This window comes from Kitasatospora sp. NPDC059088 (assembly GCF_042738155.1).
GTDB lineage: Bacteria > Actinomycetota > Actinomycetes > Streptomycetales > Streptomycetaceae > Kitasatospora.
Map to the genome: position 1 here is coordinate 11,031 of NZ_JBHYGR010000064.1, position 23,540 is coordinate 34,570.

General features: G+C 75.9%; 21 protein-coding genes. 6 read left to right on the forward strand and 15 right to left on the reverse strand.

All coding sequences use genetic code 11. From position 1 onward, the window contains the following. Positions 1-354: 354 nt before the first annotated feature. Positions 355-1,734 (forward strand): streptophobe family protein, encoded by a 1,380-nt coding sequence (locus ACFWXO_RS26130; protein WP_375886888.1) that lies wholly within the window; start codon positions 355-357, stop codon positions 1,732-1,734. 32 nt (positions 1,735-1,766) lie between these two features. Here ACFWXO_RS26130 and ACFWXO_RS26135 read toward each other — a convergent pair whose 3' ends face one another. The 4 genes from ACFWXO_RS26135 to ACFWXO_RS26150 all read right to left on the reverse strand — a co-directional run bounded on the left by ACFWXO_RS26135 (position 1,767) and on the right by ACFWXO_RS26150 (position 6,306). Then, complete coding sequence (locus ACFWXO_RS26135; protein WP_380526417.1) at positions 1,767-2,141, reverse strand: DUF1304 family protein; 375 nt, start codon at positions 2,139-2,141, stop codon at positions 1,767-1,769. Beyond that, positions 2,138-3,211 (reverse strand): serine/threonine-protein kinase, encoded by a 1,074-nt coding sequence (locus tag ACFWXO_RS26140; RefSeq protein WP_380526419.1) that lies wholly within the window; start codon positions 3,209-3,211, stop codon positions 2,138-2,140. Before ACFWXO_RS26140 ends, ACFWXO_RS26135 begins: the two co-directional genes overlap by 4 nt. After that, on the reverse strand, positions 3,208-3,804 hold the full coding sequence (locus tag ACFWXO_RS26145; RefSeq protein ID WP_380526421.1) for a hypothetical protein: 597 nt from the start codon (positions 3,802-3,804) through the stop codon (positions 3,208-3,210). Before ACFWXO_RS26145 ends, ACFWXO_RS26140 begins: the two co-directional genes overlap by 4 nt. A gap of 108 nt (positions 3,805-3,912) precedes the next feature. Continuing rightward, a complete protein-coding gene (locus ACFWXO_RS26150; RefSeq protein ID WP_380526423.1) occupies positions 3,913-6,306 on the reverse strand; it encodes an FHA domain-containing protein in 2,394 nt (797 codons plus the stop codon). Positions 6,307-6,443: 137 nt separating this feature from the next. Here ACFWXO_RS26150 and ACFWXO_RS26155 point away from each other — a divergent pair, with 137 nt between their 5' ends. Continuing rightward, the gene (locus ACFWXO_RS26155; RefSeq protein ID WP_380526425.1) at positions 6,444-7,793 is read left to right on the forward strand and encodes an acyltransferase; all 1,350 of its coding nucleotides are present in this window, start codon (positions 6,444-6,446) and stop codon (positions 7,791-7,793) included. Positions 7,794-7,979: 186 nt separating this feature from the next. On the opposite strand, the gene ACFWXO_RS26160 is transcribed toward ACFWXO_RS26155, so the two are convergent. The 11 genes from ACFWXO_RS26160 to ACFWXO_RS26210 form a co-directional block, all read right to left on the reverse strand. Continuing rightward, complete coding sequence (locus tag ACFWXO_RS26160) at positions 7,980-8,948, reverse strand: alpha-ketoacid dehydrogenase subunit beta (protein WP_375886904.1); 969 nt, start codon at positions 8,946-8,948, stop codon at positions 7,980-7,982. Continuing rightward, positions 8,945-9,985, reverse strand: coding sequence for a thiamine pyrophosphate-dependent dehydrogenase E1 component subunit alpha (locus ACFWXO_RS26165; RefSeq protein ID WP_380526428.1), 1,041 nt, complete (start codon positions 9,983-9,985; stop codon positions 8,945-8,947). The genes ACFWXO_RS26160 and ACFWXO_RS26165 overlap by 4 nt, the downstream gene beginning before the upstream one ends. Then, entirely contained in the window at positions 9,982-10,896 is a 915-nt protein-coding gene (locus ACFWXO_RS26170; RefSeq protein WP_375886906.1) for a phytanoyl-CoA dioxygenase family protein, read from the reverse strand. The genes ACFWXO_RS26165 and ACFWXO_RS26170 overlap by 4 nt, the downstream gene beginning before the upstream one ends. A 26-nt stretch (positions 10,897-10,922) precedes the next feature. Next, on the reverse strand, positions 10,923-11,933 hold the full coding sequence (gene hppD / locus ACFWXO_RS26175) for a 4-hydroxyphenylpyruvate dioxygenase (protein ID WP_380526430.1): 1,011 nt from the start codon (positions 11,931-11,933) through the stop codon (positions 10,923-10,925). A gap of 80 nt (positions 11,934-12,013) precedes the next feature. Further along, on the reverse strand, positions 12,014-13,279 hold the full coding sequence (locus ACFWXO_RS26180; RefSeq protein ID WP_380526432.1) for a beta-ketoacyl-[acyl-carrier-protein] synthase family protein: 1,266 nt from the start codon (positions 13,277-13,279) through the stop codon (positions 12,014-12,016). Then, positions 13,276-14,907, reverse strand: a complete 1,632-nt coding sequence (locus ACFWXO_RS26185) for a class I adenylate-forming enzyme family protein (protein WP_380526434.1) — start codon at positions 14,905-14,907, stop codon at positions 13,276-13,278. Before ACFWXO_RS26185 ends, ACFWXO_RS26180 begins: the two co-directional genes overlap by 4 nt. Before the next feature lie 217 nt (positions 14,908-15,124). Further along, positions 15,125-15,643, reverse strand: coding sequence for a hypothetical protein (locus ACFWXO_RS26190; RefSeq protein WP_380526436.1), 519 nt, complete (start codon positions 15,641-15,643; stop codon positions 15,125-15,127). Positions 15,644-15,661: 18 nt separating this feature from the next. Beyond that, complete coding sequence (locus tag ACFWXO_RS26195) at positions 15,662-16,858, reverse strand: beta-ketoacyl synthase N-terminal-like domain-containing protein (RefSeq protein WP_380526438.1); 1,197 nt, start codon at positions 16,856-16,858, stop codon at positions 15,662-15,664. Then, the gene (locus tag ACFWXO_RS26200; protein ID WP_380526440.1) at positions 16,855-17,136 is read right to left on the reverse strand and encodes an acyl carrier protein; all 282 of its coding nucleotides are present in this window, start codon (positions 17,134-17,136) and stop codon (positions 16,855-16,857) included. Before ACFWXO_RS26200 ends, ACFWXO_RS26195 begins: the two co-directional genes overlap by 4 nt. Further along, positions 17,133-17,408 carry an acyl carrier protein gene (locus tag ACFWXO_RS26205; protein WP_360243150.1) on the reverse strand — a complete coding sequence of 92 codons (276 nt, stop codon included), beginning with the start codon at positions 17,406-17,408 and terminating at the stop codon, positions 17,133-17,135. The genes ACFWXO_RS26200 and ACFWXO_RS26205 overlap by 4 nt, the downstream gene beginning before the upstream one ends. Before the next feature lie 55 nt (positions 17,409-17,463). Beyond that, complete coding sequence (locus ACFWXO_RS26210) at positions 17,464-18,897, reverse strand: class I adenylate-forming enzyme family protein (RefSeq protein ID WP_380526443.1); 1,434 nt, start codon at positions 18,895-18,897, stop codon at positions 17,464-17,466. A gap of 188 nt (positions 18,898-19,085) precedes the next feature. Here ACFWXO_RS26210 and ACFWXO_RS26215 point away from each other — a divergent pair, with 188 nt between their 5' ends. From ACFWXO_RS26215 to ACFWXO_RS26230, 4 genes are all read left to right on the forward strand, one after another. Further along, the gene (locus ACFWXO_RS26215; protein ID WP_380526445.1) at positions 19,086-20,186 is read left to right on the forward strand and encodes an alpha-hydroxy acid oxidase; all 1,101 of its coding nucleotides are present in this window, start codon (positions 19,086-19,088) and stop codon (positions 20,184-20,186) included. Between the two features lie 42 nt (positions 20,187-20,228). Then, positions 20,229-21,035 carry a class I SAM-dependent methyltransferase gene (locus ACFWXO_RS26220; protein WP_380526447.1) on the forward strand — a complete coding sequence of 269 codons (807 nt, stop codon included), beginning with the start codon at positions 20,229-20,231 and terminating at the stop codon, positions 21,033-21,035. Positions 21,036-21,149: 114 nt separating this feature from the next. After that, on the forward strand, positions 21,150-22,085 hold the full coding sequence (locus ACFWXO_RS26225) for an alpha/beta hydrolase (RefSeq protein WP_380526449.1): 936 nt from the start codon (positions 21,150-21,152) through the stop codon (positions 22,083-22,085). 59 nt (positions 22,086-22,144) lie between these two features. Further along, positions 22,145-23,446, forward strand: coding sequence for a PLP-dependent aminotransferase family protein (locus tag ACFWXO_RS26230; protein WP_380526476.1), 1,302 nt, complete (start codon positions 22,145-22,147; stop codon positions 23,444-23,446). Positions 23,447-23,540 lie beyond the last annotated feature (94 nt).

Genomic DNA, 23,540 nt, shown 5'->3' on the forward strand with positions numbered 1-23,540 from the left:
GCCGGCGCCGGCGGCCCCTCCCGCCCGCCGGGGGGGGCCGGCCCCCCCCGCCCCCGCGCCGGCCCCCCCCCCCGACGGGGGGCCGGCCAGCGGGCCGGACGGGGGACCGGAGGGCGGGCCGTAGGGCGGCTCGCTCGGCGGGCCGGACGGGGGCGGTTGGGAACTCATCGAGGCTCCGTTTCGCAGGTGGCCGACAGGAACGGTCGGCACGGGAAGCTCCTGCCACTGGGTTCCATTTCTCCCCCGGTGCCCCGTTCGCCGCAACAGCAGGTGGCCCCGCCGTCGCCGAGCGTGCCCCGCGGCGGTCGGTCACCCTGGGAACGGACCAGGCCCGTTCGAGCAGAGGGAGGCGGCATGCAGCAGCCCACCACCGGGGCCGCCGGCCCGCCCGGAGCCGTCCGCGGCTGGCTGGACGCGCTCGCCGTGGTGCTGGCCGGACTCGTCGCGATGGCGGCGGTGGCCGCGCTGGGCCTCTGGCTGGCCGGGGCGAGCGACCTCCCGGAGGGCGGCTTCCCGCCGGTGCTCGCCGCGACGCTGGCGCTGGCCGTCGGCGGCTCGGTCCAACTCGACGGCGGCGCGGGCAGTTTCGCGGCGGTGGACGCCGGGGTCAGCGCGATGCCGCTGAGCGTCTCGCTGGTCGGCGCGGTGGTGATCGCCGAGGTGTTCCTGCGTCAACTGCGCTTCCGCGCGGTCGCGGGAGGCGGTGAACTGCTGGGCCGGATCGCCCGGACGGTGGTGCTCTGGCTGATCGCCCTGGTGGTGATCACCGTCACCGCCAAGCACACCTTCGTGATCCAGCTCGGCGGCAGCCTGGTGGAGACCATCGGCGGCGCGCTCGGGCTCACCCCGGAGGTCGGCTTCCACGCGGACGGCGCCACCACCATCGGCGTCGGGCTGGCCTGGCTGCTGCTGGTGTTCGCCGCGGTCTTCGCGGTCTCCCGCCGGGCGCCGCTGCCGCGCGGCCTGTTGCGCTACCAACTCGCCGTCCGCCCGGCCGCGTTCGCGCTCTGGACGGTCCTGCTCGGGTACGTCGCGATCGGCGCGGTGGCCGGGGTCGTCACCGCGCTCGTGCACGGCAACGCCCGCTCGACCATGGCGGTGCTGCTGCTGGCCCTGCCCGACCTGGTCTGGCTGGCCTTCGGCCTCGGCCTCGGGGCCGTCTGGCACGGCCGGCTGGTCGGCGCGCTCGGCCTGCCCGTGCCCCAACCGCTCAGCGCGGTGCTGCGCGCCCCCGGTGGGGGGTCGGCGACCATCGACCTCGGCACCCTGGCCGAGCACGACGCGCGCAGCTGGTGGCTGCTGCCGGTGGCCGCCGTGCTGCTGACCGCCGCCGCCTTCCTCGCCGCCCGCCGCTCACCGCGCCGCGTCCGGCTCTGGCAGCACTCCGTCCGCTTCGCGCTGGCCACCGCCGTCACCGTGCTGCTGGTGGGCCTGTGGACCCGGATGGACGCCGACTACGGGCTGTCCGTGCTGGGTGTCGGCCTCGGCCAGGGCGGACTGGGGGACCTGCTCGGCGCGGTGCTCGGCGGGGACAACCCGGTGTCGGCGCTGGGCAGCGGCAGCCTGACGCTGCGCCCGGAGCTGTGGACGGCGGTGCCGCTGGCGGCCGGTTGGGGACTGCTGACCGGACTGCTCGGGGCGCTGTTGGCGGCCCGGGTGCGGCACCCCGGGGAGGTCACCGGGGAGCTCGCCGGGGAGGGCGCGGAGAGTACCGGAGCGGGCACCGGCGGCTGAACCCGGAGCGGGCACCCGTACCCGCCCCGGGCTCAGAGCAGTTCGGCGAGCAGGACGGCCGCCGCCGGGACGGCCTGGGCGAGCGCGCCGCGCCACAGCTTCGGCTCCGAGACGAACAGGGTGGTCCCGCCGGCCACCAGGAAGGCCGCGATGTAGAGGATCACCGGCCGCCCCGCCCCGGAGTGCCCGGTGTGCAGCAGGACCAGCCCGGCGACCAGCCCGAGGGCCAGGAACAGGTTGTAGAAACCGACGTTGAACCGCCACAGCCGGACCTCCGGGGCGTCCGCCGTGCTGCCGGTGAGCAGGTAGCGCACCCTCGGGTGCCCGTACAGGTAGCTCTCCAGCGGCCACACCACGAGGTGGATCGCGGCGGCGAGCATGGCGAAGACCTGGCTCACGGCGTTCATGGTCGACGGCTCTCCAGAGCTTCCTGGGACGGGCCCTGACGGTCCCGGTACGGCGGGTGGACGACCGGGCCGGCCCAGGCGGGCGGGTCCGGCACCGGGGTGGGGCCGGAGGCGCGGGCGACCGCGGGGACCACCCGGGTGGGCGGGCCGTCCGCCGTCCAGGGCGCGGGCCCGGTGGACGCGCGCAGCTCGGCGACGAACTGCAGGCAGCTGTCGTACCGCTCCCCGGGCGTCTTGGCGAGCGAGCGGGCCACCACGGCGTCGACCGCCTCGGGGAGGTCGGGGCGGTGCCGGCGCAGTTCGGGCGGCGGGTCGTTGAGGTGGGCCCAGAGCAGTGCGAGGTCGCTCTCCCGGCGGAACGGCGGGGTGCCCGCGAGCATCTCGAAGACCACGCAGCCGAGCGCGTACTGGTCGCAGCGCCCGTCCAGCGGCCGGCCGGAGATCTGCTCGGGCGCGGCGTAGTCGAGGGTGCCGACGATCTGGCCGACGCTGGTCAGCCCGCTGAGCGAGAGGGACTTCTTGGTGAGGCCGAAGTCCGCCAGGTAGAGGTGCTCGGGGTGCTCGCTGTCGGTGCCGGCGGCGACCAGGACGTTGCCGGGCTTGACGTCCCGGTGCACCAGGTCGTGGTCGTGCGCGGCGTCCAGGGCGGAGGCGATCTGCAGGGCCAGCCGGGTGGCGCGCTCGATCGGGAGCGGGGCGTCCCGGTTGATCAGCGCGCGCAGGTCGCCGCCCTCGACGTAGCGCATCGCCAGGTAGAGGATGCCGTCGTGCTCCCCGGCCTCGAACACCGGGACGATGTGCGGGTGGTCGATGCCGGCGGCGGCCTCGGACTCGTGCATGAAGCGCTGCCGGAACACCTCGTTGCGGGCCAGCTCGGGGGCCAGCAGCTTGACCGCGACGGTCCGGCCGAGCCGCAGGTCCTTGGCCCGGTAGACCACGGCCATCCCGCCGCGCCCGATCTCCTGCTCCAGCCGGTAGCCCGCCACCCTCCGCCCGACCAGGCCGGCGGGCAGCCCGTCGGTCGAGGGCGAGGACGGGTCGGAGGCCGGGGGTGGCTCGGCCGGGGTCACGGCTCACCCGTCCGGGTGGGCGCGTACGGGCCCTGCGTCTGCGGGTCGGGCACCGGTGCCGCTCCCGGCGCGCCCGCGGACCCGACGGCTGCCTGCCGGTCGGTGGCCGGTGGCCGGTCGGTGGCCGCGTAGGTCTGCAACTGGAGCCCGTCGCAGTAGCACCAGCGGTCGTGCACCGGGTCGAACACCCAGAGCGCCTCGCCGTCCGCGACCAGGCCGATCCGCAGGCCGCGGGTCCGCTCCCGGAAGGACTCCAGGTCCAGGGCGCCCGTGGCGAGGTCCTCCAGCAGGGCGCGGTGCCGGGCGAGTGCGGCCCCGGCCTCGGCGAGGGCGGGCCGGGGGTCGGCGGTGCGGGCGGGCGGTCCGTCCGCGGCGGGGGGCGGCTGGGGGAGCACGACCAGCAGCCGGGCGTCCACCCAGGCGGTCCAGCCGTTGGAGCAGAGCACCTGGGCCCAGTCGCCCTGCCGGGCGATCAGCCGGACCGGGAGCAGCGGGTCGAGCCGGGCGGAGGGCCGTGCCGGGTCCGGCGCCGTCCAGGTCGCCAGGCCGTCCGGCGGGGCGACGTGGGTGGGGCGGAACGCGAACTCGTCCATGGGCGGGTACATTCCCTCCGCCGCGCCGACCGGTGCCGGGGGGCAGGGGTCGCGAGCGGCATTCGCACCGCAGTTCGTCTCCCACTCTACCGGCGGGGCCGGGGGCGGCTACTTGCGCATGACGCTCGGCTCGTGCCGCCGCAGCAGGGCGAGCACCGCCAGCCCGTACGCCGCCGCGAGGGCGGCCAGCGCGCCCATGGAGACCAGCCAGCCGGTGCGCTCGGGGCGGAACATCGGGTCCGCGGTGATCGGGCTCGGTACGGTGAGCCGGTTCAGGTCGACGGTGCGGGCCATCGCCGACAGGCCCCACCGGGACGGCACCAGCCAGGCGAACTGCTCCAGGCCGGGCACGCCGTGCAGCCGGAGCATCAGGCCGCTGAACACGACCTGGACGATCGCGAGGAGCACCAGCAGCGGCATGGTGGTCTCCTCCTTGGCGACCAGCGCGGACACCACCAGGCCGAGCATCATCGAGGTGAACGCCAGCAGCGCGACCGCGATGATCAGCTCCGGCAGCTGGGGCATCAGCACACCGGTGGTCACCGGCGGCGGGGCGTTCGGGCGGGGCTGCGCGGTGAGCGCGACCCCGGCCAGGCCGACCACCGTCAGCACCGCGGCCTGCGCCACGGTGACCGCGCCGAGCACCACCACCTTCGACACCAGGTACGCCGACCGGGACAGGCCGACCACCCGCTCCCGCCGGTAGATCGCGCGCTCCTTGACCACCTCGCGCACCGCGTTGGCCGAGCCGGTGAGCACCCCGCCGAGACAGAGCGTGAGCAGGCAGTTGATGGCGTTCTCGTCGGTGAGGCGGCTGCCGGCCATCGCCCGGCACATCAGGCCGATGACGAACGGCAGCACGATCATCACGGTCAGGAACAGCCGGTCGGCGGCGAGCACCGCGGCGTAGCGGCGCACCAGCGTGCCCAGCTGGGAGAACCAGCCCTGCGGCTTCTCCCGGCCGACGGGCCGCGCGGCCGCCCCGGCCGCCCCGGCCGACTCCGGCGGGCGGGCCGGGGGCACCGGGTGCGCCGCCTCGGCCGCCACGTACCGCTGGTACTGCGGCGAGGCGCGGAAGCGCTGCCGGCAGAGCCCCTCGGCGTCGTTCTCGAAGGCCTCGAAGGCCTCCGGCCACTCCGCCTCGCCGAAGTACGCCAGCGCCTCGGTCGGCGGCCCGTAGTAGGCGGTCCGCCCGCCGGGGGCGAGCACCAGCAGGCGGTCGCACACGTTGAGGCTCAGCACGCTGTGCGTCACCACGACCACCGTGCGGCCGTCGTCGGCCAGCCCGCGCAGCAACTGCATCACCGAGCGCTCCATGCCCGGGTCCAGGCCGGAGGTCGGCTCGTCCAGGAAGAGCAGCGAGGGCTTGGTGAGCAGCTCCAGCGCTATGCTGACCCGCTTGCGCTGGCCGCCGGAGAGGCTGGCGATCACCTGCTGCTCCCGCGCCTCCAGGCCCAGTTCGCCGATCACCTCGGAGACCCTGCCCTCCCGCTCCTCCTTCGCGGTGTCCCCGGGGAAGCGCAGTTCGGCGGCGTACGACAGGGCGCGGCGGACGGTCAGCTGGGTGTGCAGGATGTCGTCCTGGGGGACGAGGCCGATCCGGCGGCGCAGCTCCGCGTAGTCGCGGTAGAGGTCGCGCCCGTCGTACAGCACGGTGCCCTCGTCGGCGGGGCGCAGCCCGGTGAGGGCGTTGAGCAGGGTGGACTTGCCGGCGCCGCTCGGGCCGGCCACCGCGAGCAGGGCCTTCTCGGCGAGCGGGAAGCCGACGTCGTCCAGCAGCACCCGGTGGTCCGGGCCGACCCGGACGACCAGGTGCTGGACGTCCAGCGAGACCTCGCCGGTGTCGGTGTACTCGACCAGCCGGCCGTCGGCCAGGCAGAGCGAGGAGTGGCCGATGCCCACCAGGTCGGCCGGGCCGACCGGGGCGCGGCGGACCGGGCGGCCGTTGAGGTAGGTGCCGTTGTGGCTGTCCAGGTCGACGATCTCGTGCCCGCCGTCGGGCAGTTCGCGCAGCTCGGCGTGGTGCCGGGAGACCACCAGGTCGTCCAGGACCAGGTCGTTGTCGGGGGCGCGGCCGATCCGCAGGGCGCGGCCGGGCAGTTCCAGCACGGCGCTCGGGCTGCGGAAGGTGCCGGAGCTGCGCGGGGCGAGCAGCACCGTGCGCTCGCCGGGGGCGGGGCCGGGCAGGCCGGCGAAGGTCGCGGACGGGCCGGTGGCCGGGTCGCCGAAGCGCAGCCGGGTGCCCGGGCCGACGTCCTCGTGGTCGATCCGGTGGCCCTGGTCGTAGGTGCCGTTGGTGCTGCCGACGTCCTCCAGCAGCCAGTGGCCGTCGGTGGCGCGCAGCACCGCGTGGTGCCAGGAGACCCGGGGGTCGTCCAGCACGATCTCGCTGGTCGGGTCCCGGCCCAGGTGGTAGGCCCGGGTGGGGTCGATCAGCCGGGATTCGCGGTCGGTGACCAGGACGAGGGGCGGCGCGGTGGGTGCGCCGGGGCGCTGTCCCATGCTCGGCATTCTATCGTCGGCGGGCCCGAACGGCCTTTCCGGATCCTGACATTGGACTGGACCACTGCCTCGGCGCAGCACTATCGTTCGGCGTGCCCGCAGGCCGGACCACCGGCCGGACCACCGGATGGGAACCCATGACGATCTGGCCGCATCCGCGCAGCTCCCGGACCGTCCGCGCCGGCCGGGCCGACGGCCGGGTGCTGCGCCTGGGCCTGATGGACACCATGCTCGCCGACCTCGCCGTCTCCGTCGTGCTCTGCTTCGACCGGCCGCTGGACGAGGACCGGCTCGCCGCAGGCCTCGCCCTCGCCCTGGAGCGGGTGCCGGTGTTCGCCGGACGGCTGCGCACCGAGGACGGCGCGCTCCGGGCGGTCTGCGACGACTCCGGGGTGCCGCTCGCGGTCTACACCGTGGACGGCACCCTCGCCGAGGCGATGGGCCGGGTGGTGGCGGCCGGCTCCGAACTGGTCGACCCGGTGGACGCCGTCGCCGCGCGCACCGGCGGTGCCCCGCTGTTCACCGTACGGATCACCCGGACCGCCGACGGCGGGACGGTGCTCGGCTGCTCCTGGCACCACGCGATCGGGGACCTGCACAGCTTCGTGCTGCTGCTGCGGATCTGGTCCGCGGCGGTCGAGGGCGAGCCGCTGCCGGAGGCCGAACTCGTCGACGACCAGGACGCGTTGCTGGCCGCCGTACTGCCGGCCGAGGACTGCGGACGCCCCGGCTTCCGGCTGCCGGAACCGGCGGAGGCGGAGCAGCTGGCCCGCGAGGTCGCGGCCGGACCGCGCGCCAACCGGACCGTCCAGATCGCCTTCACCGAGGCCGAGGTCGACCGGATGCGCGAGGAGTTCGGGGCGGCCGCCGGGCGCCGGCTCTCCGCCGGGGACGCGCTCTGCGCCCATGTGCTCGCCACCCTGCGGGAGTTGGACGGTGACCAGGCCGAGCGGATGCTCACCGTGCCGGTCAACGCCCGCCGCTGGCTGGGCCTTTCGCCCGCCCTGGTGGGCAACCTGCTGAGCGAGGTGCACGTGCCGCACCGGCCGAAGGACGGCCCGGCGGTGCTGGCGGCCGCGCTGCGGACGGCGGTCGAGGAGTTCCCGACCGCCCACCTCAACCTGCGCTCCAACCTGGACTTCCTGGCGGGGCTGGGCCGTTCACGGATGGGGGAGTGCGTGCCGCTGGGCTTCGACCCGCAGCAGCGCCGGTTCAGCTTCTCCAACTGGAGCCGCTTCGGCACCTATCGGGTGAGCTTCCAGGGCCGCTCCCCGGTGTTCGTCAGTCCGGCCGCGAACTACCCGCTCCCCTGGGTGAGTTGGACCATCGAGGGGTACCGCGGCGAGGGGTGGCTCAGCACCGTGGTGCTGCCCGCCCGGCTCGCCGCCCGGGTCCGCGGGGCGGACGGCCGGGCGGCGCTGCACCGGTTCCGGCTGGCGGGCGACGAGCCGCCCGCCTCGGCGGCGGTGCTGCCGAAGGTGCTGTGAGCCCCTCCGGTGCGGCCCGGAAGGCCTGCTCGATCGCCCGGCAGCGCCAGGAGGTCCGCCACCGGGCGGGGGCCGACACCCGCCCGGCGCATGCCCTCGACCCGCCGTCACGGTGGTGGCCGGGGGAGCCGTGACGGCGGGTCGGGGGTGTCGTGGCCGTGGGGCCGCGGGTGTCGGGGGCGGCGGTCAGCGGGCCTTCACGACGGACCGCAGTGCGTGCCGCAGCTGCTCGCGGCCGGGCTGGACGGCCCGGTCGAGGGCGGGGGCGAAGGGCAGCACCGCGCCGTCCGGGCGGGTGATCCGGCGCGGCGGGGCGATCAGCCGCATCTCCTCGGCGGCGGTGGCGAGCACCTCGGCGCCGAAGCCGCAGCTGCGGTTGGAGTCGTCCACGACGACCAGCCGGCCGGTGCGCTCCAGCGACTCGGCGAGCGCCGGCCAGTCGAAGGGGTGGACGGTGCGCGGGTCGAGCACCTCGACCGAGAGCTCCGGTGCCAGCTCCTCGGCGACGGCCAGGGCGTCGTGCACCAGGTGCCCGAGGGCGACCAGGGTGACGTCCGTGCCGGGGCGGTGGATCCGGGCCCGGCCGAGCGGCACCGGGGCGAGTTCCCAGGTCACCGTCTCGCGCACCGCCAGGGCGGCCGCCGGGGCGAACACCACCACCGGGTCCGGGTCGCGGATCGCCGAGCGCAGCAGCCCGTAGGCGTCGGTCGGGGTGGCGGGCACCACGGTCTTCACCCCGGCGTGCGCGAACAGGCTGTACGGGTGGTCGGAGTGCTGCCCGGCCCAGCCGTCCCGGGAGCCCGAGCCGGGCACCAGGCAGGTCAGCGGGACGGCCGCCTGGCCGCCGGTCATCAGCGAGAACTTGTGGGCCTGGTTGACGAGTTGCTCGAAGACCAGGAAGAGCAGCGAGGGGATCTGGAACTCCAGCACCGGCCGCCGCCCGGCCAGGGCGGCGCCCATCGCCATCGCGGTGAAGGCCTGTTCGGAGAGCGGGGTGTCCACGATCCGCTCCGGGCCGAAGCGGTCCAGCAGGCCCAGGGTGGGGCCGGCCAGGCCGGCGCCGATGTCCTCGCCGAACACGCAGACCGCCGGGTCCTCGGCGAGTTCGTCGGCCAGGGCCCGGTTGAGCGCCTTGGTGTACGAGAGCCTGGTCACGCCGACACCCCCGCCCGGGGCCGAAGGCCGTCGGCGTACAGGTGGTCCAGCGCGCCGGCCGGGTCCGGGTGGGCCGAGGCCAGGGCGAACTCCTCGGCGGCGGCGAGTTGTTCGGCCACCGAGCGGTCCAGTTCGGCGACCGCGGCCCGGTCCAGCGGGGCGGCGGCCCGGGCCAGCGGGTCGCGCTCGCGCCAGGCCGCGACCTCCTCGGGGGTGCGGTAGCGCAGTTTCATCCGGCGTTCCATGGTGTGGTGGCCTTCGTAGCGGTAGGTGCGGCACTCCAGGAAGCCGGGGCCGCCGCCCGCGCGGGCCCGCTCGACCGCGCGCAGGGCGGCGGCCCGGACGGCCTCGGTGTCCATGCCGTCCACCTGCTCGGCGGGGATGCCGAAGGCGGCGGCCCGGCCGGTGGCGGTGCCCGCGACGGCGGTCGCGGCGGGCAGGGTGGTGGCGTAGCCGTTGTTCTCGCAGACGAAGAGCACCGGCAGCCGCCACATCGCCGCGAGGTTGAGCGACTCCAGCAGCACGCCCTGGTTGAGCGCGCCGTCGCCGAAGAAGGACACCGCGACCGGGCTGCCCTCGGTCCCGCTCTCGGCGTGCGTGGCGTGCGTGGCGTGCGTGCTGTGCTTGGCGGCCCAGGCGGCGCCCACCGCGATCGGCGCCCCGGCGCCGACGATGCCGTTGGCGCCGAGGATGCCCAGCGAGAGGTCGGCGGCGTGCATCGAGCCGCCCCGGCCGCCGTTCAACCCGTCGACCCGGCCCGCGAGTTCGGCGAGCAGCCGGTCCGGGGCGGCGCCCCGGGCGAGCACGTGGCCGTGGCCGCGGTGGGTGCTGGTCAGCCGGTCGGCCGGGCCGAGCGCCGAGCAGACGCCGACCGCGACGGCCTCCTGCCCGATGTACGGGTGGATGCCGCCGGGGATCGCGCCGGACTTCACCAGGCCGAGCGCCAGCTCCTCGAAGCCGCGGATCAGCCGCAGCATCCGGTAGCGCTCGGCCGGGGCGGCCAGCGGGGCGATCGCGGCCGCGGGCGGTGCCGTCACAGCGTTCCCCGCCAGACCGTCGGGCAGAACGCCGGGTCGGCGTAGTCCGGTCGGCCGTCGGCGGTGCGGCGCACCAGCACGTCGTGGTTGTACACCACCGGGCCGCCGTCCGGCCCTTCGTGCCGCCGGTACTCGTTGGCGCCGTCCTGGAGGTGCAGCGAGACGGCCCGGCGGGGGAAGGAGGCCAGGTTGGGGCCGCTGCCGTGGTAGGTGCGGCAGTGGTGGAAGGACATGTGGCCGCGCGGGATCAGCATCGGGACCTTCCGCACCCGCTGCCCGTTGAACGCGGCGTTGGCGTCCAGGATGGCGTCCAGCTCGGAGTTGTCGCGGTCGGCGAAGTGCCGGGTGGAGTCCTCGCCGGAGGGCATCTCCCGCCAGCGGTGGCTGCCGTCGACCATGGTGATGGTGCCGTTCTCCTCCCGGCAGTCGTGGAACGGGATGAAGGCGGTGAGCATGGACTGGGAGGTCGAGGTCTGCCAGTAGTGCTTGTCGAAGTGCCAGGGCACGTGGTTGCTGGGCTCCCCGGGCACCGGGGGCTTGTAGATCAGGGTGGCCTGGAAGATCCGGATCTCCTCGGCCCCGGCGAGCAGTGCGGCGACCGCGCCGACCAGCGGCTTGCGCAGGATCGCGCCGATCGCGTCGCTCTCGTGGTGGACGTAGTCGTTGTGCCGCTGGACCGGCCCGTGCGAGGGCTCCCAGGCGGCCAACCGGGGCGGGCGGACGGGCAGTTCACGGTCCCGGTGGCCCGCGTAGTACAGCTCGGTGGCGGCCTGGAGGGTGTCCAGCTCCTCGTCGGTGAACAGCCGGCGGGAGAGGTACCAGCCGTGCTCGCGGTAGTGCGCCACCTCCTCGGGGGTGGGCAGCAGGGCGTGCTCGGCGTCGGTGAGGCGGAACTCGGTGGCGGTGGTCATCGGTGGTGCTTCCCTTCTGGGGGCGGTCAGCGGGCGGCGGCGGAGGTCTGTCGCTCGACCGCCTCGTAGAGCGCCTTGATGTTCGCGGTGCCGAACGTGCCCGCGCCCTGGCGCTCGATCAGTTCCAGGAAGGAGGTGCGCCGCGGGTGGGTCGAGCGGGCGAAGATCTGGAACAGCTGGCCGCCGTGGTCCTGGTCCACCAGGACGTGCAGGTCGCGCAGGGTCTCCACCGGGATGGCCGTCCCGCCGAGCCGCTCGGTGAGCGCGTCGAAGTAGGCGCCCGGGGTGGTCAGGAACTCCACGCCGCGGGAGCGGGCGGTGCGTACGGCGGTGGCGATGTCGTGGGTGCTGAACGCCAGGTGCTGCACCCCGGCGCCGCCGTGGGCGGACAGGAACTCGTCGATCTGGCCCGGGCGGCGGGCGGTGTCGGGCTCGATCAGGGTGAAGGTGACCAGGCCGGAGGAGCTCTGCACCACGGTGGAGTCCATGGCCTGCTCGCCGACCTCGATGTACTCCTCGAAGATCGCGTGGAAGCCGAGCGCGGCCTCGCAGAACCTTACGGCGTCGGCGAGTTCGCCGCCGGGCAGGCAGATCGCGACGTGGTCGAGGGCCTCCAGCAGCCCGGGGCCGGTGCTCCCGGTCGCCCCGTCGGCCCGGTCCGCCCCGGCCGCGTGCATCGAGGTGAACCGCAGGGCGGTGTCGCCGAATCCGGCGATCAGGCAGGCCTCCCGGTCCAGCACCCGGGCGCCGTGCCGTTCGGCCCGCTCCAGGGCGGCCCGCGGGTCGGTGCAGCCGAGGGCGAGCGCGGCGACGCCGTCGCCGTGCCGGGCGACGTAGGCGGACACCGGGTGGCCGGGGTCGGCGGCGGCGGTCAGGCGCAGCCGGATCGAGCCCTGGGCGAGGTCGATGGTGCGGGTGCCGTCCGCCGAGGTGGTCGGGGGTGCGGCGGTGAAGTCGTAGTCGGCGTGCAGTTCGGCGGCGGTCTTGTCGGCGTCCGCGCAGTGGAACTCGACGCGGGCGATGGTCTGGATGGACAACGGGATCTCCCCCCGGAGGGATGGTGGTTCGAGGAGCGGCGCGCTGCCGGGCGGCGCTGCCCGGCGAGGACCCGCGGGAGCTAGCGCGTGGCGTCGACGGGGCGGACGGAGGCCGGGCCGAGGATCAGGCTGAGGTTGTGGCCGCCGAAGGCGAAGGCGTTGCTCAGCGCGGCGCGCACCGGGGTGGACCGGGCGGCGCCCCGGACGTGGTCCAGGTCGCAGGCCGGGTCCGGGTCGACCAGGTTGAGCGTCGGCGGCAGCGTCCCCCTCGCCACCGCCAGGGCCGTCACGGCCGCCTCCAACGCGCCTGCGGCGCCCAGGAGATGGCCGGTGGAGCCCTTGGTGGAGCTGACCGCCGGCCGGTGCGCGCCGAAGACGGCGTGCAGGGCGGCGGTCTCCGCCACGTCACCGAGCTTGGTGCCGGTGCCGTGGGCGTTCACGTAGTCGATGTCCTCCGGGGCCAGGCCCGCGTTGGCGAGCGCGGCGCGCATCGCGTCGGCGGCGCCGGCGCCGTCCGGGCGGGGCATGGTCGGGTGGTGGGCGTCGGTGGAGGCGCCCCAGCCGAGCACGTCCGCGTAGCCGGTGGCGCCGCGCGCGGCGGCGTGGCTCGCGCTCTCCAGGACGAGGACGGCGCTGCCCTCGCCCAGCACGAAGCCGTTGCGGCGGCTGTCGAAGGGCCGGCTGGACTGTTCCGGATCCTCCCAGCCCTGCGCCAGGGCACGGGCGTTGGTGAAGGCGGCGGCGATGGTCGGGTGCAGCGAGGACTCGGTGCCGCCGCACACCACCACGTCGGCGTCGCCCGCGCGGATCAGCCGCAGCCCCTCCGCGATCGCCTGGGCGCCGGCCGCGCAGGCCGTCACCACGGCCGAACTGTAGCCCCGGATGCCGTACTTGATGGCGATCCGGGCGGCGGCCATGTTGGAGAGCATGCCGGGCAGCAGGTACGGGCTGACACCGGGGCGGCCGCGTTCCAGCCGGCGGTGGGACTGCTGCTCGAAGGTCTCCAGGCCGCCGCCCCCGGTGGCCAGCACCACGGCGGTGCGGTGCGGGTCGGCGTCGCGGCCGACCACCAGGGCGGCGTCGGCGAGCGCGTCGTCGGCGGCGGCCAGGGCGAGCAGCACGAAGCGGTCCACGCAGCGGGTCTCGGTGGGCGGCAGCACCTCGCGGCCGTCCACGGCGGGGGCGATCCCGGCGGCGGGCAGCCAGCCGTGCGCGGGGTGGTCCTCGGGGACGGCCCGCAGGCCGGAGCGGCCGGCGGCCAGCGCCTCGAACACCTCGGCGGGCCCCCGGCCGAGCGGGGAGACCAGGCCGATGCCGGTGATGACGGCGGCTTCGCGGGCGGTCATCGGGCGCTCACCGCCGCCAGGTGGCGCTCACGCAGCAGGACCTTGCGGACCTTGCCGGTCGGGCCGAGCGGGATGTCGTCCCCGGTGACCACCAGGACCTGGCGGACGGTCGCGGCGGTGGCCTCGTCCAGGGCGGCGACGACGGCCTCGGCGCGGTCGGCCTCGGCTGCGGCGTCCCGGTCGGCGTCCTCGCCGAGGAGCAGCAGTACGTCGGTGACCACCTGCTCGCCGTCCCGGACGGCGACCACCGTGCAGTCCAGCACGTCCGGGCGGGCGGCCAGTACCCGTTCCTCCGACATCGCGGTGAACAGCCGCTTGCCGTCGGCGAGTTCGAGCGAGTCCACGGCCCGGTCGACGTGGTAGTAGTAGCCCTCCTCGTCCCGGTACATCAGGTCCCCGGTGAGGAAGCGGCCGCGCAGCCGGGTGCGGAAGGTGGTGGCCGAGTCGTTCCAGTAGCCGAGGGCCAGGGTCGGTGAGGCGGTGGCGAGTTCGCCGACCTCGCCGGGGCCGAGCGGTTCGCCGTCCGGGCCGACCACTTCGCAGTCGACGAAGGCGTGCGGGCGGCCGACGCAGCGGCCGTAGCGGTCGGTGCCGGGGCCGTGGGTGATGAAGAAGTGCGAGTGGCCCATCTCGGTGGAGCCGAGGCCGTCCACGAACAGCGAGCCGGGCTGCCGGGTGCGGCCCTGCCGGGTGACGGTCTCCCGGCTGCCGGTGGCGATCAGTCGGCGGATGTGCACCTCGTGGGCGCAGTCGCCGGTGTTCCACCAGAGTGCGACGGAGGCCAGGTCCCGTGCGGCCAGGTCGTGGTGGGCGAGGTCCGCCCAGGTGGCGGCGAAGCCGATCACCCCGGTGGGGTGCCACTGCTCGATCGCGTCCAGCACGCCGGCGCCGGACTGGCCGGACAGGCAGGCCAGTTCGGTGTGCGAGCTGAGCGCGAGGTTGAGCGCGATCAGGGTCGCGGCGTGCGGGGCGGGCAGGGCGCTGAGCATCCGGTCCTGGCCCTGCGGGCGGGGCAGCCGCAGCCGGTGGCGGATCGCCGCGTACAGGCCGGCGTGGGAGTGCACGACGGCCTTCGGCATGCCGGTGGTGCCGGAGGAGTGGGTGATCGCCACCGGGTCGCCGGACCAGTGCCGGTAGGGCTCCGGGGCGGCGTCCGGGTCGCCCGCGCCGAGGGTGGAGATCTCCGGCAGCAGCGGTGCGCCCGGGTCGTACTCGGCCAGGGCGGCCAGGTGGGCCGGGTCGGCGAGCACCCCGACGGCGCCGAGCCGGGCGATGTAGCGGGCGGCGCGCTCGGCGTCCAGGTTGGGGTTGAGCAGCGCGGGGACGGCGCCGAGCCGGGCCAGGGCGAGGAAGGCGAGCACGTGCTCGGCGGCGTCGCTCGCGTGCACCACGACCGGGTCGCGCCGGGTGATGCCGAGGCCGTGCAGGGCGGCGGCGCGGGCCCGGACGGCGCGGTCGAGCTCGCGCAGGGTGAGCGGCTGCCAGGCGGGGTGGCCGTCCACCGGGGTGTCGAAGGTGAGCAGCGGCTCGTCGAGCCCCTGGCCGAGGGCGATCCGGGCGGTCAGCACGTTGCCGGCGCCCACGTCGGGGTCGTCCGCGAGCTGGGTGCGGAGACTGCGGATGGTCACGGGGGTGGATCCCTCCCTCGGGGCCGGGGCGGCCCGGGCGGCTGATCGGGTGTCGGGGTGCGGCCGGCGCGGACGGCGGCCGGGCGGGGGTGGGGCGTCGGCCGTGGCGGGGCGTCGGCGGTGCGAGGGTGGGCCGGGCGGGTCGCTGGTGTGCCGGGTACGGCTGCGTCAGGCGGCGGGCCTCATCGATGGCTACGGGCGCCGCCGGCCCGCGGGTTCAGTCGGCGGGCCCGGCGAGCAGCACGGCCACGGCGTGGTCACCGTCGGGGCCCTGCTCGGCGGCGATCACCAGGACGTGGTCGGCGTCCCCGTCGGCCAGCAGCAGCGCGGCCAGCTCGTAGGCGTCCGCGGGGACGGTGCCGGGTACGGCCTCGACCGGGCTGATCGCCACGACGGGGCCGGTCAGGCCCCAGCGGGCGGCGATGTGCCCGAGGACGGCGTTGGGGTTGGACTGGAAGAACAGCAGCGGGGCCGGGCGGTGTCCGGGCTCCGCGCTCCGGTCGATGGCGCACGCGGTGGCGAGGTCGCCGCCGGCGCTGGCGAGCAGCAGGGCGGTGCGCCCGGGGGCGGGCGGCGGGCCGTGGTGGGCCCGCAGGCAGTGGTCGGCGGTGTCGGCGATCAGCGGGGCCAGGCCGGCGGGGGTGAAGCCGGGCAGCGGTGGCGGGGGCCCGGGGAGGTCCGGGCCGGGGCGGCGGGCCTCGGCGAGGACGCGCGGGGCGGCGGCAGGGGTGGTCATGGTGTGTGGGTGTCCGGGTCAGGCGGCGGCCAGCAGCAGGGCGGTGTTGGCCCCGCCGAAGGCCGAGTTGAGGGTGAGCGCGTAGTCGGGGCGGGTGGTGTGCGGGCCGTCCAGCACGAGGTCCAGCCGGACGTCGGGGTCGGGGCCCAGCCAGCCGGCGTTGACCGGGGTCATTCCGCTCTCCAACGCTCCGACGGTGACGGCGAGTTCGAGCAGGGCGGAGGCCTCCAGCGCGTGGCCGTGCACCGATTTGCTGGAGCTGACCGGCAGTCGGTCGGTGTGCGGGCCGAACACCGTGTGCAGGGCGGTGGCCTCGGCCCGGTCGGCGAGCTCGGAACCGGTGCCGTTGGCGTTGACGTAGCCGACCTGGTCCGGGGTGATGCCCGCGCGGCCCAGTGCGGCCTCGATCGCCCGGGCGACCCCGGTGCCGTCCGGCTCCGGTCGGCAGACGTGGTGGGCGTCCCCGGTCCGGCCCCAGCCGGCCAGCCGGGCGAGTGCGGGAGCCGAGCGCCGTTCGGCGGCCGGGGCGGACTCGACCAGGACGGCGACGGCCGCGTCGCCGAGCAGGGTGCCGGTGCGGCCGGCGCTGAACGGGCGCAGTTCGCCGTCCCGGGCCAGGGCGCGTCCGGCGTCGAAGACGGCGAACACCCCGGGCTCGACCAGGTGGCCGGCCGCGACCAGGACCCGTTCGTGCCGACCGGCGGCGACCAGGGCGGCGGCGTCGGCGACCGCGGTGGCGGCCGCCACGCAGGCGCCGGTGTACACCCGGGTGACGCCCGGCGCGCCCCAGTGCGCCCGGACCCCGGCGGCCACCGCGTCGGCGGTGGCGCGGGTGCGCCCGTCGCTGTGCAGGGCGAGCAGGACGGGCATCGCGGCGCCCTCGGCGGCGGTCAGCCCGGCCTGCCGGCCGGCCTGTCCGATCGCCTCCAGCACGGCCCTGGCCAGCGGGAAGGTGCTGGCCAGCGGTACCGTCCCGGGCAGCAGAGCGGCCCGGGTGGTGCGCCGGCCGGTCACGTCGAAGCGGGTCACCTCGGTGAACGCGGCCTTGCCGTGGGCGGCGGCCTCGGTCAGCGCGGTGAGTCCGCGTCCGGCGGCGCTGAGCACCCCGACGCCGGTGACGACCGGGCGGGCGGCGACCGCCACGGGCCCGGGCGCGGCGGGCCGGGGCGGCGGGCCGGGTGTGCCAGTGCCGGTGTCAGTGTCGGTGCCGGTCACGGCCGCGCTCCGGCGCGGGCGGCCAGCACCGTCGAGCGCAGCAGCTCGGTGGCGTCGTCGACCGTCCGCACGGCGCCGAAGTGCTCGTCGTCCAGGTCCAGCTGGATTCCGTAGCGCTGCTCGAACTCGGCGATCAGCCAGGTCAGTTCGAGCGAGCCGAGTTCCTCGGGCACGGTGTCGGCGGCGCGCTGCCCGAACGCCGCCAGCATCGTCAGGACCTCGGCCCGGTCGGGGAGCGCCCCGGGGGCGGAGTCCGCGGGGCGGGCGGAGTCGGTCACGCCGCGCTGCCGGTGGCGGCGGGGAGGGCGTCGATCCGCTTGACCACGTCGGCGGTGAACTCGTCCAGGGTCATCATCGCGGTGGTCTCCATCTCGTCCAGGTCGAACTTGATCCCGAACTCGTCCTCGACCTGCACCGAGAGTTCGGCCAGGGCGAGCGATTCGAGGTCCAGTCCGGCCGGGCCGAGGTCGGTGTCCCCGGTGACCTCGGAGACGTCGTACTGCATCTCGGTGAGGGCGGCCAGAACGAACGCGCGGATGCGGTCCTGCATGAGTGGGCTCCTTGTCGGGGTTGTCCGGAGGGTGTCCGGCGGGTGGTGCGTCCGGTCAGCGCACGGCGGCCGCGGCGGTGTCGCGCAGGGCGGCCGGGTCGCGCAGCAGCTTTCCGGTGGCGGTGCGGGGGAGGGCGGGCAGCAGGACGAGGCGGCGCGGCCGCTTGTAGGCGGCGAGCCGGCGGGCCAGCCCGTCCTGGACGAGGGCGGGTTCGGCCCCGGCCTCGACGGACAGGTACGCCTCGATCGCCCCGTCGTCGAAGACGACGACCGCCTCGCGGACCTCGGGCAGCGCGGCGAGGGTCTGCTCGACCTCGGTGAGGTCGACCTTCAACCCGCCGATCGAGACCTGGGAGTCGAGCCGGCCGTGCACGGTGACCAGGCCGGTCGCCTCGTCCAGGGCGGCGGCGTCGCGGGTGTGCAGCCAGCCGTCCGACCAGCGGCCCGGGTCGTCCAGCCCCGGGTACGGGGAGGTGGCGGCGCCGAGCTGCAGCTCGCCGGCGACGAGCCGCATCCGCATGCCGTGGACGGGGCGTTTGGCGGGGTGCAGCGTTCCGTCGAGGTCGGTGGCGATGACCCCGGTCTCGGTCATGCCGTACATGGTGCCGAGCGGTACGCCGTACCGTTCGGTGAACAGCGCGGGCAGGCCGGGGCGGACCAGTTCGCCCGCGACGACCATCCGGCGCAGCTGCGGCAGCGCCGGGGGAGTGACCGTCCCCGCCAGCAGCTCGGCGTGGAAGGGCACTCCGACGACGGTGGTCGGCCGCTGGTCGGCGGCGACCGCGGCGAGGATGCCGGCCGCCGTCATCCGCTCCGGGACGGTGAGCACGGCCCGGGCGTGCAGGGCGTTGAGCAGCCCGCCGACCAGCCCGAGCACGTGCACCACCGAGGACAGCAGGACGACCCGCTCGCCCTCGCCGGGGAACTCCACCAGCCTGCGGTAGCAGTCGAGTTCGCGCAGCAGGTCGGTGGCGGTGCGGGCGATGACCTTGGCCGGGCCGGTGGACCCGGAGCTGAGCTGGATCAGGGCGTGCCCGGTGCGGGCCGGGAGCCCGTCCGGCAGCGGGACGGCGACCGGCTCGACCTCGGAGAAGCCGCGCAGCGCCGCGGCGGGCCGGTGGGCGGAGCCTACCAGCACCTGCGGAGCCAGCCGGGCCACCGCCGCGTCCACTTCGTGGTCGGTCAACCGGTGGTCGAGCAGTGCGACTTGGGCGCCGAGCCGCCAGCAGGCCAGCAGCACGGCGACGAAGGCCACCGAGGGCGGCAGCCGCAGCGCGGCGGTGCCGCCCGGGCCGAGCCCGGCGGCGGTCAGTCGGTCGCACTGGTCCTCGACCAGGGCGCGCAGGGCGTCCCGGTCGAGGGGTGCGCCGAAGTGCAGGCACTCCTCGCCGCCCGGCCCGGCCAGCAGCGACCGTTCGACCCAGTCCTGCGGGGCGTCGGCGTGCGGCGGGGCGGAAAGCGGAAGGGAAAAGCGGGAAAAGCCGGTCAACGCGGCTCCACAACAAGTGAGGGGATTTGACATGGACGCAATGGGCGTCGTTCTCAACCAATACGGTCAATTCCGTTGCCAGACCTTGGCACAGACGTTTGGTCAAATCAAGGTCTATACCAATGTGCTCGTTGCTCCTACGCTGCCGAACCGGGACCGGCCCGCGCGTGGCCGTCCGGGAAACGAGGATGCCCGTGGGAGCACTCACGCTGGCCGGGATCGAGCACGCCGCACGCGACCGACTCCCCCCGGAAATCTGGGACTTCATCGAAGGCGGCAGCGGCGCGGAACGCACTCTGACGGCGAACCGGGAGGTGTTCGGGCACTATGCACTGCGCCCGCGCACCCTGGTCGACGTCTCGGCCTGCGACCCCGCGCTGACCCTGCTCGGCGCCCCGCTGCGGATCCCGCTGGGCATCGCCCCGATGGCCTACCACCGGCTGGTCGACCCGGAGGGCGAGACCGCCACCGCGCGCGCCGCCGGGGCGGCCGGCGCCCTGCTGGTCGCCGGGATGTTCGCCAGCCGCACCCTGGAGGAGATCGCCGGGGCCGCCACCGGCCCGCTCTGGCTCCAGCTCTACTGGCTGCGCCGCCGCGACGCCCTGGCCGCCCTGGTCGAACGCGCCGAGGCGGCCGGCTTCCGGGCCCTGGTGCTGACCGTGGACGCGCCCAGGATCGGCCGCCGGCTGCGCGACCTGCGCAACGGTTTCGCCGTCCCGCCCACCGTCCGCGCGGTCAACCTGGACGAGACCCTGATGTCCGCCAGTCACCGCGCCACCGACGGCGGTTCCGGCATCGCCGAGCACGCCCGCGAGCAGTTCGACCCCACCCTGAGCTGGTCCGACCTGGCCTGGCTGCGCGAGCGCACCCGGCTGCCGCTGGTCCTCAAGGGCGTGCTGACCGCCGAGGACGCCCGGCTGGCCGTCGAGCACGGCGTGGACGCCCTCCTGGTGTCCAACCACGGCGGCCGCCAGCTCGACGGCGCGCTGCCCGCCCTGGCCGCCCTCCCTGAGGTGGTCGACGCGGTGCCCGCCGAGCTCCCGGTACTCCTGGACGGCGGCGTGCGCACCGGCACCGACATCGCCGTCGCCCTCGCCCTCGGCGCCCGGGCCGTGCTGATCGGCCGCCCCGCCCTGTGGGGCCTCGCCGTCGACGGCGAGGCCGGGGTGCACCGGGTGCTCCGCCTGCTGCACGAGGAACTCGACCACACCCTGGCCCTGTTGGGCCGCCCCCGGCTCGCCGACCTGGGCCGCGACGCCCTCGCGCGCTGGCCCCGCCCGGTCGGCTGAACCGCGCCGTACCCGCAGCCCGTTCCTCCAGAAGGAGAACCGATGACCGAACCGACGAGCAGGACCGACGACCGCTTCCCCGGCTGGGACTGGGACGACCCGGACGGGCTGGAGACCCGCCTGGACGCCTTCAGCGCCCAGGTCGCCACCTGCAAGACCCTCGAAGCCCGCCCCGGCGCCCTGCCGCACGACCACCACGACTTCCGCGAACTCGGCCTCACCGGTATCGAGTTCGCCGCCTTCCGGACCGCCCACCCGGAAGGCCTCGGCACCGACCTGGCCACCCTGCGCGGTGCCGCGGCCGACGGCGGGCCCGGCCCCGCCACCGAGCCCGGCACCCTCTACCGGGTCGACGGCGACCGCTGGTTCACCCAGCTGGACGTCTCCCGCCCGCTGCCCTTCGCCGACGCCAGCGTCGACTGGGTCTACGCCGAGCACCTGATCGAGCACGTCACCCTGCCGGTCGCGGTCGGCTGGCTGCGCGAGGCCCGCCGGATCCTGCGCCCCGGCGGCGTCCTGCGCCTCACCACCCCCGACCTCGCCCGCTACCTGGTCGGCTACGCCACCGGCGACGGCTTCCTCGGCAAGCACCGCCGCCGGCTCGGCACCCTGGGCTTCGGCCCGCCGATGCCCGCCCGGCCGGCCTTCCTGGTCAACCAGATCTTCCGGTACTACGGCCACCAGTGGATCTACGACCTGGACGAACTGCGGCACGTGCTGACCCTGGCCGGGTTCACCCCCGACCAGATCCGGCACTGCGCCTACCGCCAGGGCCTCCGTTCGGACGTCGCCGACCTCGACACGGCCTTCCGCACCGACGAGACCGTCTACGTCGAGGCCGACCGCTGAACCGGGGCCGAACCCCTGGCCGACCACAGCCCGCCGCAACCCCGCCGCAACCCCGCTGAACCCCCGCCGAGCCGCCGCCCGGCCCCGGCCGGGCCACCGAACGGACCGCCACCCATGCCCCTGCACCCCCAGGCCGAGGCCTACCGCGCCCACCGCGCGCGCAGCGGCGCACCGCCGCTCTACACCCTCACCCTCGCCGAGGCCCGCGCCGCCGACCTCGCCGACATCCGCGCCGCGTCCGGTACCCCCGAGCCGGTCGCCGCCGTCGAGGAGCACCGCATCCCCGGCCCCGGCGGCGAACTCGCCCTGCGGCTCTACCGGCCCGAGCCGCCCGGCCGCCCGCTGCCCGCCCTGCTCTACCTGTTCGGCGGCGGCTGGACGCTCGGCTCGGTCGACACCAGCGACGCGATCTGCCGCCGCCTCACCAACGCCGTCGGCTGCGTCACCGCCTCCGTCGGCTACCGCTCGGCCCCCGAGCACCCCTTCCCCGCCGCCCTGCACGACTGCCGCGCCGCCCTGGAGCAACTGGTCGCCGGGGCCGCGGACTTCGGCATCGACCCGGACCGCCTCGCGGTCGGCGGCGACAGCGCCGGCGGCAACCTCGCCGCCGCCCTGACCCTGCTGCTGCGCGCCGAGGGCGGCCCGACGCTGCGCCACCAGCTGCTGGTCTACCCCAACACCGACCACGCCGCCGACACCCCCTCGCTGCGCGAGCACGACGACCCGCTGCTGTTCAACCGCCGCTCGGCCGCCTGGTACTGGGGCCACTACCTGGCCGACCCGGCCGACGGCGCCTCCTCGTACGCCTCCCCGCTGCGCGCCGCCGACCTGTCCGGCCTGCCGCCCGCGACCGTCCTCACCGCCGAGTACGACCCGCTGCGCGACGAGGGCGAGCGGTACGCCGAGGCGCTCCGCGCGGCCGGGGTCCCGGTGGACCTGCGCCGCTACCAGGGCATGCCGCACGGCTTCTTCGCCATGACCGGCACCCTGGACGCCGCCGCCGAGGCCCAGGCCCACGCGGCCGCCCGCCTCCGGGAGGCCCTGCGGTGACCGACCACGACCCGACCGACCACGACCCGACCGGCGTCGACCGGAGCGCCGACGGCACGATCGCCGACGACCCGACCGACCTGGCCCTCGCCGACCTGCACGGCTCGCTCGCCGACCCGCTGCTGGACGCGATGACCTTCCTCAACGAAGTCACCACCCGCTACCCCGGCGCCGTCTCCTTCGCCCCGGGCCGCCCCTACGAGGGCTTCTTCGAACCCGAGGACGTCCCCGCCTACCTGGACGGCTACCTCGACCACCTGGCCGACCGCGGCCTCGACCGCGACGCCGTGCGCACCGCGCTGTTCCAGTACGGCCCCACCAAGGGCATCATCGCCGACCTGGTCGCCCGCACCCTCGCCAACGACGAGGGCCTCACCGTCGACCCCGCGGCCGTGGTGCTCACCGTCGGCGCCCAGGAGGGCATGCTGCTGGCCCTGCGCGCCCTGTGCGCCGGCCCGCAGGACGTGCTGCTGGTCAGCTCGCCCTGCTACGTCGGCGTGACCGGGGCGGCCCGGCTGCTCGACCTGACCACCCGGCCGGTCCCCGAGGGCCCCGACGGCGGCCCCGACCCGGCGGCCGTCCGCGCCGCCGCCCGGGAGGTGCGGGCCGAGGGCCGCCGCCCGCGCGCCCTGTACGTCGTCCCGGACTTCGCCAACCCCTCGGGCACCAGCATGCCGGTCGCCGCCCGCACCCGGCTGCTGGACGCCGCCGCCGAGGAGGGCCTGCTGGTCGTCGAGGACAACCCGTACGGCTTCTTCGCCCGCACCCCGGGCCCGCGGCCCACCCTCAAGGCGCTGGACCGCCGCCGCCAGGTCGTCTACCTGGGTTCCTTCGCCAAGACCTGCTTCCCCGGGGCGCGGGTCGGCTACGTGGTCGCGGACCAGCGGGTGGCCGGCCCGGGCGGGCGCCGCAGTCTGCTGGCCGACGAACTGGCCAAGGTGAAGAGCATGACGACGGTCAACACCCCCGCGCTCAGCCAGGCCGTCATCGGCGGCATGCTGCTGGCCCACGACTGCAGCCTGCGGGCCGCCAACGCCCGTGCCACGGCCCACTACGCGGCCGGGATGGACACCCTGCTGCGGGAGCTGGACCGGCACTTCCCGGCCTCCGAGCGGCGCCGGCTGGGGGTGGACTGGAACCGGCCCGAGGGCGGCTTCTTCGCCGTGCTGACGGTGCCGTTCCGGGCCGACGACGCGGCCATGGAGCGCTGCGCCCGGGAGTTCGGGGTGCTCTGGACGCCGATGGCGCCGTTCTACCCGGCGGGCGGCGGCGAGCACCGGCTCCGGCTCTCGATCAGCTCGCTGACGCAGGCCCAGATCATCGACGGTGTCGCCAAGTTGGCGGAGTTCATCCGCTCCTGAGCGGGGCGGAGACGGCAGCGGGGGGCCGCTCCGCCGGGCGGGCGGGGGGGAGGCGCACTCTCGGCGACACGGATAAGCGACACGCCCCGGCGGC